At 71.8% G+C, this 15,158-nt stretch carries 14 protein-coding genes; 7 read left to right on the top strand and 7 right to left on the bottom strand.

Going from position 1 to position 15,158, the window contains the following annotated elements; all coding sequences use genetic code 11:
* Position 1 precedes the first annotated feature (1 nt).
* From ACLB9X_RS16865 to ACLB9X_RS16885, 5 genes are all read left to right on the top strand, one after another.
* Entirely contained in the window at positions 2-1,972 is a 1,971-nt protein-coding gene (locus ACLB9X_RS16865) for a fumarate reductase/succinate dehydrogenase flavoprotein subunit (protein WP_410361169.1), read from the top strand.
* Positions 1,969-2,751: a succinate dehydrogenase/fumarate reductase iron-sulfur subunit gene (locus ACLB9X_RS16870; protein ID WP_410361170.1), complete on the top strand. Its 783-nt coding sequence runs from the start codon at positions 1,969-1,971 to the stop codon at positions 2,749-2,751. The genes ACLB9X_RS16865 and ACLB9X_RS16870 overlap by 4 nt, the downstream gene beginning before the upstream one ends.
* A 66-nt stretch (positions 2,752-2,817) precedes the next feature.
* Positions 2,818-3,042 carry a type II toxin-antitoxin system VapB family antitoxin gene (locus ACLB9X_RS16875; RefSeq protein ID WP_410361171.1) on the top strand — a complete coding sequence of 75 codons (225 nt, stop codon included), beginning with the start codon at positions 2,818-2,820 and terminating at the stop codon, positions 3,040-3,042.
* Positions 3,042-3,458 carry a PIN domain nuclease gene (locus tag ACLB9X_RS16880; RefSeq protein WP_410361172.1) on the top strand — a complete coding sequence of 139 codons (417 nt, stop codon included), beginning with the start codon at positions 3,042-3,044 and terminating at the stop codon, positions 3,456-3,458. The genes ACLB9X_RS16875 and ACLB9X_RS16880 overlap by 1 nt, the downstream gene beginning before the upstream one ends.
* Positions 3,459-3,519: 61 nt before the next feature.
* Complete coding sequence (locus tag ACLB9X_RS16885; RefSeq protein WP_410361173.1) at positions 3,520-5,574, top strand: TPM domain-containing protein; 2,055 nt, start codon at positions 3,520-3,522, stop codon at positions 5,572-5,574.
* Between the two features lie 123 nt (positions 5,575-5,697).
* Here the strand turns inward: ACLB9X_RS16885 and ACLB9X_RS16890 are convergent, their stop codons facing one another.
* The 6 genes from ACLB9X_RS16890 to ACLB9X_RS16915 all read right to left on the bottom strand — a co-directional run bounded on the left by ACLB9X_RS16890 (position 5,698) and on the right by ACLB9X_RS16915 (position 12,589).
* Complete coding sequence (locus ACLB9X_RS16890) at positions 5,698-8,256, bottom strand: SpoIIE family protein phosphatase (RefSeq protein ID WP_410361198.1); 2,559 nt, start codon at positions 8,254-8,256, stop codon at positions 5,698-5,700.
* Positions 8,257-8,435: 179 nt separating this feature from the next.
* Complete coding sequence (locus tag ACLB9X_RS16895) at positions 8,436-8,852, bottom strand: ATP-binding protein (RefSeq protein WP_410361174.1); 417 nt, start codon at positions 8,850-8,852, stop codon at positions 8,436-8,438.
* Between the two features lie 232 nt (positions 8,853-9,084).
* Positions 9,085-9,504 (bottom strand): (deoxy)nucleoside triphosphate pyrophosphohydrolase, encoded by a 420-nt coding sequence (locus tag ACLB9X_RS16900; protein WP_410361175.1) that lies wholly within the window; start codon positions 9,502-9,504, stop codon positions 9,085-9,087.
* An 85-nt stretch (positions 9,505-9,589) separates the two neighbouring features.
* A complete protein-coding gene (locus ACLB9X_RS16905) occupies positions 9,590-9,769 on the bottom strand; it encodes an SPOR domain-containing protein (protein ID WP_410361176.1) in 180 nt (59 codons plus the stop codon).
* Positions 9,770-10,046: 277 nt separating this feature from the next.
* Positions 10,047-10,799, bottom strand: coding sequence for a GntR family transcriptional regulator (locus tag ACLB9X_RS16910; protein ID WP_410361177.1), 753 nt, complete (start codon positions 10,797-10,799; stop codon positions 10,047-10,049).
* A 215-nt stretch (positions 10,800-11,014) separates the two neighbouring features.
* A complete protein-coding gene (locus tag ACLB9X_RS16915; protein WP_410361178.1) occupies positions 11,015-12,589 on the bottom strand; it encodes a S8 family peptidase in 1,575 nt (524 codons plus the stop codon).
* A 223-nt stretch (positions 12,590-12,812) separates the two neighbouring features.
* Between ACLB9X_RS16915 and ACLB9X_RS16920 the strand changes: the two genes are divergently transcribed.
* A complete protein-coding gene (locus ACLB9X_RS16920; protein ID WP_410361179.1) occupies positions 12,813-13,907 on the top strand; it encodes a threonine synthase in 1,095 nt (364 codons plus the stop codon).
* A gap of 286 nt (positions 13,908-14,193) precedes the next feature.
* Positions 14,194-14,592, top strand: a complete 399-nt coding sequence (locus ACLB9X_RS16925) for a hypothetical protein (RefSeq protein WP_410361180.1) — start codon at positions 14,194-14,196, stop codon at positions 14,590-14,592.
* An 81-nt stretch (positions 14,593-14,673) separates the two neighbouring features.
* On the opposite strand, the gene ACLB9X_RS16930 is transcribed toward ACLB9X_RS16925, so the two are convergent.
* Positions 14,674-15,057 carry a GAP family protein gene (locus ACLB9X_RS16930; protein WP_410361181.1) on the bottom strand — a complete coding sequence of 128 codons (384 nt, stop codon included), beginning with the start codon at positions 15,055-15,057 and terminating at the stop codon, positions 14,674-14,676.
* Between the last annotated feature and the right edge of the window lie 101 nt (positions 15,058-15,158).

Consider the following 15,158-nt stretch of genomic DNA (forward strand, 5'->3'; position numbering starts at 1 on the left):
CATGACACAGCTCGAACGGCAGCAGTGGGACGTCGTCGTGGTCGGCGCGGGCGGCGCCGGTCTGCGCGCCGCCATCGAGGCGCGCGAGCGGGGGGCGCGTACGGCCGTGGTCTGCAAGTCCCTGTTCGGCAAGGCGCACACCGTCATGGCCGAGGGCGGCATCGCCGCCTCCATGGGCAATGTCAACGAACACGACAACTGGCAGGTCCACTTCCGCGACACGATGCGCGGCGGCAAGTTCCTCAACCAGTGGCGGATGGCCGAGCTGCACGCCCAGGAGGCGCCGGAGCGGGTGTGGGAGCTGGAGACCTGGGGCGCGCTCTTCGACCGCACCAAGGACGGCCGGATCTCCCAGCGGAACTTCGGCGGCCACGAGTACCCGCGCCTCGCGCACGTCGGAGACCGGACCGGCCTGGAGCTGATCCGCACCCTCCAGCAGAAGATCGTCTCGTTGCAGCAGGAGGACAAGGAGGAGTTCGGGGACTACGAGGCCCGGCTCAAGGTCTTCCAGGAGTGCACGGTCACCCGCGTACTGAAGGAAGGCGAGGCAAGCGAGACGGGGGCACCCGCCGGCCGAAGGCTCGGGGGGAGGGTCGCCGGGGTTTTCTGCTACGAGCGCGAGACCGGCCGCTTCTTCACCCTGGAGGCGCCCTCCGTGGTGCTGGCCACCGGCGGCATCGGCAAGTCCTTCAAGGTCACGTCGAACTCGTGGGAGTACACCGGCGACGGTCACGCCCTGGCCCTGCTGGCCGGGGCGCCGCTGCTCAACATGGAGTTCGTGCAGTTCCACCCGACCGGAATGGTCTGGCCGCCGTCGGTGAAGGGCATCCTCGTCACCGAATCGGTGCGCGGCGACGGCGGGGTGCTGCGCAACTCCGAGGGCAAGCGGTTCATGTTCGACTACATCCCGGACGTCTTCAAGGAGAAGTACGCCGAGTCCGAGGACGAGGGCGACCGCTGGTACGACGACCCGGACAACAACCGGCGCCCGCCGGAGCTGCTGCCCCGCGACGAGGTGGCCCGCGCCATCAACGCCGAGGTCAAGGCCGGCCGCGGCTCCCCGCACGGCGGCGTGTTCCTCGACGTGTCGACCCGGATGCCGGCCGACGTCATCCGGCGCCGGCTCCCGTCGATGTACCACCAGTTCAAGGAGCTCGCCGACGTCGACATCACCGCGGAGGCGATGGAGGTCGGGCCCACCTGCCACTACGTGATGGGCGGGATCGCCGTCGAGTCCGACACCGCCGCGGCGGTGGGCGTCCCCGGGCTGTTCGCCGCCGGGGAGGTGGCGGGCGGGATGCACGGCTCCAACCGGCTCGGCGGGAACTCCCTCTCCGACCTGCTGGTCTTCGGCAGGCGGGCCGGGCTGTACGCGGCCGAGTACGCCGAGGGCCAGGCCGTCCGCCCGGTCGTGGACGAGGCCCAGATCGACGCGGCGGCGGCCGAGGCACTGCGCCCGTTCAGCTCGGAGGGGGCCGAGCCCGGGGCGACACCGGAGAACCCGTACACGCTCCACCAGGAGCTCCAGCAGACGATGAACGACCTGGTCGGCATCATCCGGCGCGCGGGTGAGATGCAGCAGGCGCTGGACAAGCTCGCCGAGCTGCGGGCGCGGGCGCGCCGGGCCGGCGTCGAGGGGCACCGGCAGTTCAATCCCGGCTGGCACCTGTCCCTGGACCTGCGGAACATGCTGCTCGTCAGCGAGTGCATCGCACGGGCCGCGCTGGAGCGCACGGAGAGCCGCGGCGGCCACACCCGCGAGGACTGCCCCGCGATGGAGCGCTCCTGGCGCCGGGTGAACCTGGTCTGCCGGCTCGTCGGTCCCGGCGGTGACGGTGCGGCCGTCGACCCCGAGCGCGGCCGGATCGTCCTGGAACGCGTCACGACCGAACCCATCCGACCCGACCTGCTCGGCCTCTTCGAGAAGGAGGAGCTGGTCAAGTACCTCGCCGAAGAGGAGCTGACCGAATGAGCACGTACGACGCCCGGTTCCGGGTGTGGCGGGGCGACCAGGACGGCGGGGCGCTCACGGACTTCACCGTCGAGGTCAACGACGGCGAGGTCGTCCTCGACATCATCCACCGCCTCCAGGCCACCCAGGCTCCCGATCTCGCGGTCCGCTGGAACTGCAAGGCCGGCAAGTGCGGATCGTGCAGCGCGGAGATCAACGGCCGGCCGCGGCTGATGTGCATGACCCGGATGTCGGTGTTCTCGCGCGAGGAGACGATCACCGTCACCCCGCTGCGGGCGTTCCCCGTCGTACGAGACCTGGTGACCGACGTGTCCTTCAACTACGAGAAGGCCCGCGAGGTCCCCTCCTTCGTGCCGCCGCCGGGCGTGGCGGCGGGCGAGTACCGGATGCAGCAGATCGACGTGGAGCGCTCGCAGGAGTTCCGCAAGTGCATCGAGTGCTTCCTGTGCCAGGACACCTGCCATGTGGTGCGCGACCACGAGGACAACAAGGCGGTGTTCGCCGGCCCCCGCTTCCTGATGCGCGTCGCGGAACTCGACATGCACCCGCTGGACGCGGCGGCCGGGTCGGGCCTCGACCGGAAGACGGCGGCCCAGGACGACCACGGCCTCGGCTACTGCAACATCACCAAGTGCTGTACGGAGGTGTGCCCGGAGGGCATCAAGATCACGGACAACGCGCTGATCCCGCTGAAGGAGCGCGCGGCGGACCGCAAGTACGACCCGCTGGTGTGGCTGGGGAGCAGGATCCGGCGGCGGAAGGATGACCCGATCGAGTGATATCACATCGCGGGCCATTCGATATCATGGGGTCCGTTCTTCAGCGACGGACAGCGGGAGGCTCCCATGACGCGCACGGTGATAGACGTGGACGACAAGATGCTGGCCGAGGCTGCGGAGATCTTCGGCACGACGACGAAGGTCGCCACGGTCAACGCAGCGCTCGAGGACGCGATCAAGCGCCGCAAGCGTGCGTCCTTCTTCGCATGGCTCGAGGAAGGCGGGCTGCCGGGACTGACGGGGCCCGTCGAGCGCGGCACCCCCGGCCCCGACGCATCTCCGGCGGCCTGATGGCCGACCGCTGTCTCATCGACAAATCCGCACTGGCGCGCTATCCGAAGCCCGCGGTCCGCGCGGTGATCGAACCTCTGGACAGAGGCGGGCTGCTCGCGATCTGCGGCGCCGTCGAGCTCGAAGTGCTCCACAGCGCGCGATCCAAAGCCGACGCCGAGCGCATCCGCGACGAATTGCGGGGCTTCGACTGGCTGCCGACCCCCGACGAGGCATGGGACCGTGCGCTGGACGTCCAGTCCCGCCTCATCGGGAACGGCAACTGGAAGGCGCTTTCCGTCGCGGACCTGATCATCGCCGCAACCGCCGAACGGCACGGTGCCACTGTGCTCCACTACGACGGCGACTACGACATGATCACGTCCGTAACCGGGCAGCCGACGCGCTGGGTGGTGCCGGCCGGGACCGCCGACTGACCCGAGCACACCGGCCCCCTTGGGGTCGCGGGCGTCACTTACCCGGCATAGCCTCCCGAATGTGACACGAAGAGCCACCCGGGCCGCCCTCGCCGTGCTGGTGGCGGCGTGGTGGCTGGTCGTGCTCGCCGCCCCCGGCGTCCGCGCCGACGACCCCGTGGAACTGTCCCGGCAGGGGCAGATCACCGACCGGGTGGGCGCGCTGGGCGACCGGGAGCCGCAGGTCGTACGGGCACTGGACCGGCTCTACGACGAGCAGCGGCTCCAGCTGTTCGTGGTGTACGTCCGCGACTTCTCGGGCCTCGGCGCACAGCAGTGGGCCGGCGAGACGGCCGACCGGAACGGCCTCGGACGGAGCGACGTCCTGCTCGCCGTCGCCACGCGCGACCGGCAGTACGCGTACTGGGTCGACGACGCCTCGCGTCTGACCGACCCCCAGCTCGCCGAGGTCGCCGCCACGGCCGTCGAGCCCGCGCTGCGCCAGAACGACTGGGCGGGCGCGGCGATCGGCGCGGCCGAGGGCTACGGCGCCGTGCTGGCCGGCCGCCCGGTGCCCGAGGTCGCCGTCACCCCGGGCGTGGCGGACCCCGGCTCGGACCCGGGCGCCGGGACGGGCGCGGGCGACCTGGTGCTGCCGATCGCGGTGCTCGGCGGGGCCGTCGCGCTGGCCGCCTACACGTACGCCAAGCGCCGGCGGCGCACGGCGACCCGTACGACACCGCGGGGCGGCCAGGAGGGCTGGGGGCAACCGCGGCCACCGCTGTCCGAGCTCGACGCCGCGGCGAAGCGGGCCCTCGTGGACGCCGACGACGCGCTGCGCACCAGCCAGGAGGAACTGGGCTTCGCCGTCGCGCAGTTCGGCGAGGAGGCGGCCGAACCGTTCACGGCGGCCGTCGCGTACGCGCAGAACGAACTCACCGCGGCGTTCCGGCTGCGGCAGCAGCTCGACGACGCCTACCCCGAGGACGACGCCCCCCGGCGCCGGATGCTGGACGAGATCCTCGCCCGGTGCGCCGAGGCCGACCGCCGCCTGGACGCGGAGTCCGAGGACTTCGACCGGCTGCGCGCGCTCGAACAGAACGCTGCCCAGGCCCTCGCCGCGGCCGAGGCCGCCCTCGACGACGTCCGCGGGCGGATGGTCGCCGCGGATGCCGCGCTTCGCGTGATGCGTGAGCGGCACGCGCCGACGGCGTCCGCTCCGGTCGGCGACGCCGTGGAGCAGGCGCAGGACCGGCTGGAGTTCGCCGCGAACGGTCTCGGCCAGGCGAGCAAGGCCGTCGAGAGCGGCGACAACGGCACGGCCGCCGTCCACGTACGCGCCGCCGAAGGCGCACTCGCCCAGGCCGTACGGCTCGTCGACGCGGTCGACCGGCGGGCGCGGGAGCTGGCGGAGGCGGCCGGGAAACTCCCCGAGGCGCTCACCGAGACCGAGGCCGACCTGGCGGAGGCCCGCGGGCTGCTGGAGGGGACCCAGGAGGGTGTGTCCACCGCGGCGCTGCGGGGGCGGGCCGCCCGCGCGGAGACCGTGTCGGCCGAGGTGCGGCAGGAGGTCGAGGCGGGGCCGTACGACCCCATCGACGCACTGCGCCGCGTCGAGGAGGCCGACGCCGCGCTCGACCAGGCGCTGGCGGAGGCCCGCCCGAGCGAACAGGGGACGCTGCGCGCCCGCGCGCTGCTCGACCGGGCGCTGCTCGGTGCCCGCGCGGCTACCGACGCGGCGGCCGACTACATCGCCACCCACCGCGGCGCGGTCGGCAGCGAGGCCCGCACCCGGCTCGCGGAGGCGCGGCGCCGGCTGGAACGGGCCCGGACGCTGGGCGAGGGCGACGCCCGGACGGCGCTGGCCGAGGCCCAGCACGCGGACGCGCTGGCACGGCAGGCGCAGTCGCTGGCGGAGAACGACGTACGTGGGCACGGGGGTTACGGGGATGTCGGGGGCGCGTCCGGACGTGGCGGCGGGGGCGGGCTGGGCGGTGCGGTGCTGGGCGGGATCATCCTCGGCGGGATGCCGGGCGGCGGGGGCGGTTTCGAAGGCGGGACACCCGGGAGCTTCGGCGGCGGGGGCACGCGGGGACGGATGTCGTGGACAGGCTCAGGTCCGGACTGGAGCAGATGAAGCCGGCCGCCAGGCCTTGGGGCGACTGCCCACCCGCCCGCAGCGCGGGCGGCCCCGGTCGGGCACAGGCCGCCCGCACGGCCGGGGGCCGGTGGCAGCGCCCCCCTTGGGGGTCGGCGGCCCTCAGAACATGCTCAGCAGCTGGTCCACCGTCGGTTCCGCCGAGCCCCCGCCGTCCGGGAGCGGGAGTTCGAACCAGACCGTCTTGCCCCGGGGCGTCCGGCGTGAGCCCCATGACGCGCTCAGCAGGCCCACCAGTTGCAGGCCGCGGCCGCCCTCGTCCGTGTCGCGGGCGCGGCGGCGGCGGGGCTGGACCAGGCCCGCGTCCCAGACCTCGCAGACCAGGGTCCGGTCCCGCAGCAGACGCAGCCTGATCTCGCTCTCTCCGTACCGCAGCGCATTGGTGACCAGTTCGCTGACGAGCAGTTCGACGGTGTCGACCAGCGCCTCGAGGTCCCAGGCCACAAGCTGCTCCCGGGCCAGCTCGCGGGCCCGGCCCACCGAGCGGGGCTCGCGCGGCAGGCGCCAGTCGCCGACGGACTCGGCCGGCAGGCCCTGGATGCGGGCCATGAGGAGGGCGATGTCGTCCTCGCCGTGCCGCGTGTCCAGTGTGTTCAGCACGTGGTCGCAGACATCCTCCAGCGGACGCCCCGGATCGGTGAGCGCCGTGCGGAAGGCGCGCAGGCCCTCGTCGAGGGGGTGGTCGCGGGACTCCACGAGGCCGTCGGTGTAGAGCGCGAGGAGGGCGCCTTCGGGGAGTTCGACCTCCACCTCCTCGAAGGGCTCGCCGCCCACCCCCAGCGGCATCCCCGGCGGCACGTCGAGCAGCAGCGCCTCCTCGCCCGGTTCGACGAGGACGGGCGGCAGGTGGCCGGCGTTGGCGAAGGTGCAGCGCCGGGTGACCGGGTCGTAGACGGCGTACACGCAGGTGGCGAGGTAGACCTCGGAGAGGTCCACCTCGCGGGACCTGGGCGAGGCCTGGCGCGGGATCTGGGCGCCTCCCGTGGAGCGGCGGAGCTGGGAGGGGGTACCCGGGCTGCCGAGGCCGCGGGCGATCTCGTCGAGCGCGGAGAGCACCTCGGCCGGCTCCAGGTCGAGCAGCGCCAAGGTCCGTACGGCGGTGCGCAGTTCGCCCATGGCGACCGCGGCCCGCAGCCCGCGCCCCATCACGTCGCCGACGACGAGCGCGGTGCGGTGCCCGGGGAGTTCGATGACGTCGAACCAGTCGCCGCCCACCTCGGTCGCCGTGGTGCCGGGCAGGTAGCGACAGGCGATGTCGAGGCCGGCGGCCTCGGGGTCGCCGGGCGGGAGCAGGCTGCGCTGCAGGATGAGCGCGCGTTCGTGCTCCCTGCGGTAGAGGCGGGCGTTGTCGATGCAGACGGCCGCGCGGGCCGCGAGCTCGACGGCGAGGGCCCGGTCCCGGTCCCCGAAGGGTTCGCTGCCCTTGGTGCGGGCGAACTGCACGAGGCCGACGACGGTGTCGTGCGCCACCATCGGGACGGCCAGCGTGGACTGCACGAGGCTGCCGTCGCGGCCGGGGATCATCTGTGGGCTCGCGGTCCGAAGGGCGCTCGCACAGGGCGAGTTGAACGGGTAGCGATGGACCTCGCCGACCTCGGTGGGCCCGCCGCCCTCGGGTACGCAGTCGGGTGTGGTCATCAGGGGCGTGTCGGACACGGCGCTGGCGAAGGCGACCCGGCGCAGTTCGGCGCTGCCGCCGCCGAAGCTCTCCGCGTGCGCGGAGGCGAACTGCCCGGGCGGGGCCTCGTCACCGGTGAGCAGGCCCTGGTAGAGGTCGACGGAGGCCAGGTCGCAGAAGCCGGGGACGGCGACGTCGAGCAGCTCGCGGGCGGTGGTCTCCAGGTCGAGGGAGTTGCCGATCCGCGCGCTCGCCTCGTTGAGCAGGGCGAGGTTGCGGCGGGCGTTCGCCGCCTCGCGCGCGGCCATATGACGGCGTGTGACATCGGTGCCGAGTCCGGCGACCCCGACGGGCCGGCCCGAACCGCCGTGGAGCCGGTAGAGGTTGATCGACCAGTGCCTGCGGTCGGTGCTGCCCGGCGTCGTGCCCACGATCTGGAGGTCGGTGACGGCCTCGCCGGTCTCCAGGACGCGGCGCAGGGCGGCGTTCATCCGGTCGGCTTCGGGGCGGGAGAGGTAGTCGTCGACGGTGCGTCCGCGGTGCTCTTCGGCGGCGCCGCCGAAGACGGTGGCGAATCGCTGGTTGGCGCGCTGCACGGTGAGGTCCGTGCCGAAGAGCAGGAAACCGAAGGGGGATTGACCGAAAATGGCCTGCGATGCGGCGAGATCGCTCTCGATCCTGCGCAGCGCGCGCACATCGACGACGATGCACAGCGCGCCCTGTTCGCCGTGCTCGGTCTCAGTCGGCATCACATAGATCTCGGCGAGCCCGTGGGAGCGATCGTGGCCCGGGGCGCGGAAGGGGACGAGCCCCGTCCACTCCTTGCCGTCCAGGATCTCGGCGATCTTGCGGTGACCTCGTGGTCTGAGGTCGGCCGGCATGAACACCTCGACCGGGTCCTTGCCCCTGACCTCCTCGGCAGTGACACCGAAGAGCTCCACGGCCCGTTTGCTCCACTGATCGACGAGCCCGTCCGGCCCGATCGAGAACGACGCGACCTTGATGTAGTCATAGATCGAGCCAGGCGCGCTGCTCTGCCACATGGCACCGCTCGCCGTCTCAGGTATCTCGCTCACGCGACCGTCCCCTCCAGCTCACCGCACCGGACCGGTCATGACCGCAGTATTCAGCACTACGGCTCCTACCGGCACGGCGTTCACGATCACAGAGCGGTCTCGTTCATTTTCGGCCGAGCCCCCGTGATCGTCGTCCCTCCAGTCTCCTAACCAGTCAGGGCCAGCTCGAACCACACGGTCTTGCCGGTCCTGCCCCGCCGGGTACCCCAGCGACGGGCCGTGCAGGCCACCAGTTGCAGACCTCGGCCGCCCTCGTCGTCGGGGTGGGCGGACCGCTCGGTGGGGGGATCCGGCAGCGGGTCCGACACCTCGACGAGCAGGGTCGGCGCGGTGCCGTTGTCGCTGGGGCGGAACAACCGCAGGCCGATCGGGCCCGAGGTGTAGCGCTGGGAATTGGTCACCAGCTCGCTGACCAGCAGCACGGTCACATCGCCGACGGCGGCGTCCAGGCCCCAGGCCCTGAGGGTCTCGCGGACGGCGTGGCGTGCGGCACGCACGGCGTTCGGCTGCGCCGGGAAGGTCCACTCGGCGCTGTCGCCTTCGCTGCCGGTCACGCCGATCACTTCCCCAGACCGAGCACGGGAGCAATGACCCATTCAATCGGGATAATCAGGACATACCCGATAATCGATGCCGAGTATCGCGGCACGGGCGGGAACGAGGGCACGGTGGCCCGTACGGCGCACTCGCCGCGTCGCGCCCGGTACCCCCTCAGGCCGTGAGCACGGCCCTGAAGGCGGCCAGGTCCCGGGACAACCGGCTGCCCGCCCGGACTCGGGGGCCGCCCGTCGCACGTCAGCCCCGCGCCGCGCCGTTCCCCGATCGCTCGAGCAGCAGGCGCGCGGCCTCCGCCACCGCGGGCCGGTCCTGGTCGAGCCAGTCGACGTCGTCGCTCTCGTGGGGTGCGAGCCAGCGCAGCTGGTCGTGGTCCTGCAGGGCCCGGGGGCGGCCCGAGACCAGCCGTACCGTCCAGACCTGGAGCACGTAGCCGGGCTTCAGCGGCCACTCCCCAGGGATGCGCTCCATCGGCTCGGTCTCCACGCCGAGCTCCTCGCGCAGCTCGCGCACCAGCGCCTGCTCGGGGCTCTCCCCCGGCTCCAGCTTGCCGCCGGGCAGCTCCCAGCGGCCCGCCAGCTCCTCGGGGGCGCTGCGCCGGGCGGCGAGGAGCCGCCCTCGGTCGTACACGGCTCCGGCCACCACCACGCGATCACTCATGTGCCGGAGCGTACTGCGCCCGCGAGCCCCGGCCCCAGGACGATCTCTCGTCCCGCTCGCCGGGCACTCGCGGGCGCTTCGGCCGTCAGGGGCCCGTCTGTCCGACGAGCTCCACCCAGTAGAGCTGCCTCTGGCCCCGGCCGTCGAGGGTGTCCGCTATCTGCTGGGCCTCGTCACGCGTGGCGTAGCGGCCGACGCGATAGCGGTTGCCGTTGTCGTCCTGGCGGATGACCTGCCAGGGGAGCGCGGCGCCGCCGTCGTTCATCGCGATCCTCCCCGACTCGCCGTGCCTGCCTGTAAGTTGATACCTGAAACCCCACTCAGCATATGCCCAAGCGTACGCCTGACCTTCACTGAGCGGATACGGGTTTTTACAAAGAGATATGCGGAGGGGGCGTATCCGGCTGGATACGCCCCCTCTTCCGCCCGAAATGCTCCTCCCGCCCGAAAGCCCCCGCTGCGCACACGGGAGCCCGGGCGCGGTCAACGCGCCGCGAGCAAATCCCGGGCACGCCCCCTTAGTTCACGGGCAGCGCGCGCCCTCACTTCACGGGCAGGTGGTACGCGACCCGGTAGCGGTCCGCCGGCACGACCACGTCCGCCGTCTCGACCGCGCGCCCCGACGCGTAGTACGTCCGCTCGATCACCATCACCACATGGCCCGGCACACCGCCGAGCGCGAGCAGCTCCTCCGCGAGGCCGGGCCGCGCGCCGACCTCCTCCACCACGTTGTCCACGACGATGTCGATGGCGGCCATGCGCTCGACCACACCGCAGCCGCCGAGGGGCCCCTCCTCGGGGAGCATCACCGGCGTCCGGCCCGTGACCTCCAGGGGCTCCCAGGAGGTGGAGATCATCATGGCCTCGCCCGCGTCGCGGTACAAATAGCGCGTGCGCATGACTCGGTCGCCGAGCTGGATGCCGAGGCGGGCGGCGATCTCCGGGCTCGCAGCCTCCTGCTCACTGCTGGACTCCCAGGTGCCCCGGGCCCCGTCCGCCGCCTGCTCCTGACGGAACGGGCTCGCGCCCGACGGCGGCCGGAACCCGGAACGGGCCACCCGCCGCGGCACGGGCCGCTCGCGCACGTACGTCCCGGAGCCGGACCGGCCTTCGACGAGGCCCTCCGCCATGAGCACCTTGCGGGCTTCGAGGGCGACGGTGTCCGAGACGCCGTACTCCTCGCGGATGCGCGCCTGTGAGGGCAGTCGGGTGTGCGGCGGCAGCGAGCCGTTCACGATCTTCTCCCGCAGATCGCTCGCAACGCGCAAGTAGGCGGGCTGCTCACCGAATGTCACTGGCCACTCCCAACAGGTTGACAGACAGCAACAGACTGGCAACCGTGGGTCGTTGACCGCAAGTGTGGGCCAACGTTTCACTTGATGTGATGATTTGCCGGTGGGTGGGGGTTTACCGCCGGTACGTCCGGTACCCGAACGCGCTCAGAAGAGAGGGGCGGCCGCGTACGGCCGCCCCTCCCGTATGTCACGTCACGTCCTGACGAGAATCAGGCTCAGAACTGCAGCGCCCAGACGTCGATCCTGCCCGTGTCGTAGCGCGCGTTGTCGCCGACCCGCAGCTTCCAGGTGCCGTTCGCCACCTCGGACGACGCGTTCACCGTGTAGGTGGTGTTCACGTTGTCCGCGCTGCCGCCGGACCCGTAGGCCTTCAGGTTGTAGACCGAGCCGTCGGGGGCGACGAGGTCGATCCGCAGGTCACCGATGTAGGTGTGCTTGATGTCGACCGAGACGGCGAGGTTCGAGGGCGCGTTGCCCGCGACACCACTGACGGAGATCGGCGACTCGACGGTGGCGTTGTCGTTGATCGCGTAGTCGGTGGCGTTCTCGAACTTCGGTCCGGGCGGGGTGGTGCTGCCGCTGCCGACGTACAGCAGGCGGTTGGGTGAGCCGGTGCCCGGGTTGCCCACCACGCCGGAGGTGGCGGCGGTCGTCAGGGCGGAGGAGACCTGCGCCGGGGTCGCGGTCGGGTTGTCGGCCAGGTACACCGCGGCCGCGCCAGCGACGTGCGGCGTCGCCATCGAGGTGCCGGAGATGGTGTTCGTCGCCGTGTCGCTGCTGTTCCAGGCCGACTTGATCGACGAGCCCGGGGCGAAGATGTCCAGCACGCTGCCGTAGTTGGAGAAGCTGGAACGGTAGTCGGTGCTGGTGGTGGAGCCGACGGTGATGGCCTCGGTGACCCGCGCGGGCGAGTAGTTGGAGGCGTTGGACCCGTCGTTGCCCGCCGCGACCGCGTAGGTGATGCCGGAGGCGATGGAGTTGCGTACGGCCGTGTCGAGGGCGGTGTCGATGCCGCCGCCGAGGCTCATGTTGGCGACGGCCGGCTTGACGGCGTTCTGCGTCACCCAGTCGATGCCGGCGACGACCTGCTCGGTCGTGCCCGAGCCGGAGTTGTCGAGCACGCGGACGCCGACGATCTTGGCCTTCTTGGCCACACCGTAGGAGGACCCGGCGACGGTGCCGGCGACGTGCGTGCCGTGACCGTGGCCGTCCTGTGCCGTGTTGTCGTTGTCGATGGCGTCGTAGCCGTTGAACGCGCGGCCGCCGAAGTCGCTGTGGGAGATGCGCACGCCGGTGTCGATGACGTACGCCGTCACACCCTCACCCGCGGTGTCGGGGTAGGTGTAGCTCTGGTTGAGCGGGAGCGCCCTCTGGTCGACCCGGTCGAGGCCCCAGGACGGCGGGCTCGGCTGCGTGCCGGAGATCGTGAAGACGCGGTTCTGCACGACGGACTCGACGGCCGGGTCGGCGGCGAACTTCCTGGCCTGCGCCTCGGTGAGCTGCACGGAGTAGCCGTTGAGCGCGGCATTGTACGTGCGCTTGATCTTCGCGCCGTACTCGGCGGCGAGAGCCTTGCCCGCCTTCGAGCCCGCGTCTGCCTCGGACTCGTCGAGCGTGACGATGTAGCTTCCCTTGATGGCGCCGGGGGCACCGGCGTTCTCGATGACGCCTTCCGGCGCGGCGGCGGCCGCGACGGCCGGAAGGGCGGAGACCGTGCCGAGCGAGAGCGCGGCGACGGCTATGGCGCTGGCCGCGGCGAGTCTTCGCCGCGAGTCACGCATCACAGACATGTGAGGGGTCCTCCTCATAGGTGGTGCGTTGCTGTGGGGGTCATGACAGATGGACGACAGGGGCATGCCAACGATTCGGCATCAACTCGACTACCCCCCTTGTCCGTCCGCCGAGCGAAAGATTGGCGGATCCATAGGAATCGCACAAGAGTATTGGCGGCGCTGAAACGCAGCCGCCACACGGCCGCCATCAGCCGCCCCAGGGCTGCCATGCTGGCGGCCCATGACGACCTACCGCTGTTCCGGTTGCACGAGTTACTGGCCGGTCGATTCTGACATCTGGTGCTGCCCGGACTGCCGGGGCCCCCTCGACCTCGACTTCCACGCCTCGGCCGTCTCCCGTTCGGCGCTGGCGGCCCGCGTGAATTCGCTGTGGCGATACGAAGAGGCGCTTCCGCTGTCCTCGCCCGCGACCACGCTCGGCGAGGGCCGGACCCCGCTCGTTCCCCTCACGGCGAGGGTGTCGGCGAAGCTCGACTTCGTCATGCCGACGCTGTCCTTCAAGGACCGGGGCGCGGTCATGCTCGCGGAGCTGGCCCGCCGGCTGGGGCCGCGCCGGGTGATCGCCGACAGCAGCGGGAACGCGGGCACGTCCGTCGCCGCGTACTGCGCGCGGGCCGGCCTGGAGTGCACGGTGTACGTCCCCGAGGGCACGTCCGCGAAGAAGACCGAGCAGATCCGGGCGCACGGGGCGCGCCTGGAGGTGGTCCCCGGCGACCGCGAGGCCACGGCGTCCGCCGCGCGGACCGCGGCCGGCGAACCCGGCGTCTTCTACGCGAGCCACGTCTACAACCCGTACTTCCTGCACGGCACCAAGACCTACGTCTACGAGCTCTGGGAGGACCTGGGCGGCCGGCTCCCCGAGGCGGTCGTCGTGCCCGTCGGCAACGGCACCCTGCTGCTCGGCGCCGCCCTCGCGCTCGACGAACTGCTCGCCAACGGCCTGATCGACGCCCGCCCCGCCCTGGTCGCCGTGCAGGCGGAGGCGGTCTCCCCGCTGGCGGCGGCGTTCCGCGCGGGCGCGGAGGACCTGCTCGCTCCGGCCCGTGCGACACCGACGCTCGCGGACGGCATCGCGATCCCGCGCCCACCCCGCGCCCGTCAGATCCTGCGGGCGGTACGGGAGTCGGGCGGCGAGTTCCTGACGGTGACCGAGCCCGAGATCCGCGCGGCGCAGAAGGACTTGGCGGCACGGGGCCTGTTCGTGGAGTCGACGGGCGTGGCGTGCTGGGCGGCGGCCGGCTCGTGGACCGACCGCACGGCGGTGGTCCCGCTGTGCGGGGCGGGCCTGAAGACGGGGATCGTCGGCGACGACTGAGTACGTGGGGCCTCGGCGGCGCGCACGCACGCAGCGCCGGCCGGGCAGGGCCGACGTACCGCGCCTCGCCCTCCCTCAGGGCAGTCGGGGTATGCGTGGTCGGCGAGCCGCGGTGCGTACGGGCGGCCTCGGCGGCCAGGCGGGCCGGCTCACCGGCTGTTCGCGGTGGCGGCGATCGCAGGGAGGACGGCCGGCCACCCTCGACCCCGACATCACGGTTCTGCGTACCCGGCCGGCCGGAACAGCGCACTGGCCGAACTCCACTCGCCGCTCATACGATCCCGGAATGACGAATACGGGGTGGCGCGTCGCTCTCGGCGTGGTGGCTTCCAGCGCGTTCTTCTGGGCCATCGCCGGGGCAGTTGACCTGGGACTGGAGCGAAACCTGAGAGGCTACGCCCTCCCTGACGGCGGAGAGTGGTACACATTCGCCCTGTTCGCCGGATTCATCGTCGCCTACTTCAGCGTGGCTTCCCTCACCGATACGACCGCCGCCCGGCACGCGCCCCTGGTCCCGGCCGCGGGCGCCTGCTTCGGTGTCGTCTCGTGCCTGCTCATGGGCCAGCACATGCGGCACTGGGTCGGCGCCGCCGTCATGGCCCTGATCGGATCTGCCCTGCTGCTCATTGTTCACCGACGAAATCGCTTGCGGCGCACCCCGCTTGGCGCAGACACACCGGCCTGACTCGAACGGGAGGGCGAGCTGGTCACAAGTGGGCGGTCCGGCAGTGGACTGATCCGATTTCACGGGGGTGTCCCGGCGACGTCAGCGGGACGAGAGAAGGGCCATCACGCTGCCGTACGCGGTGGTGTTGGACAGCAGCAGGAAACCGGCGAGGGCAATGAGCCACGCCGTGTTCTTCCGCGCGTTCTCCCTGAACCAGATGTCGATCCGACGCAGGGGCCGGTGGACGCCGTCCTTCGCGACGAGGCGGACGACCGTGACGAGCACGGCGGGGGCGACCATGAGCAGGCAGTAGAGCGCGAGGACGGCGGCCTGCGACAGCCAGGGCAGGTTGCTGCGGCTGAGGGTGCCGATCGCTGCCAGGTAGGGAAACATCGTGGCCACTTCGAGCAGAACGGCCGGCACGGCCACCATGATCAGCCCGCGTGCCGTGGCGGACGGGGCCTCCCCCTGAGTGGTGGACACGCTGATACTGGATCTGCTTGATCCGGAGGAAGCGAGAACACCGCCGATGGCGATGAAGGACTACTCGGACGAGTTCAAGGCCGATGCCGTGGCCCTGTACG

Source organism: Streptomyces sp. 5K101, assembly GCF_046506645.1.
Classification (GTDB): Bacteria; Actinomycetota; Actinomycetes; order Streptomycetales; family Streptomycetaceae; genus Streptomyces.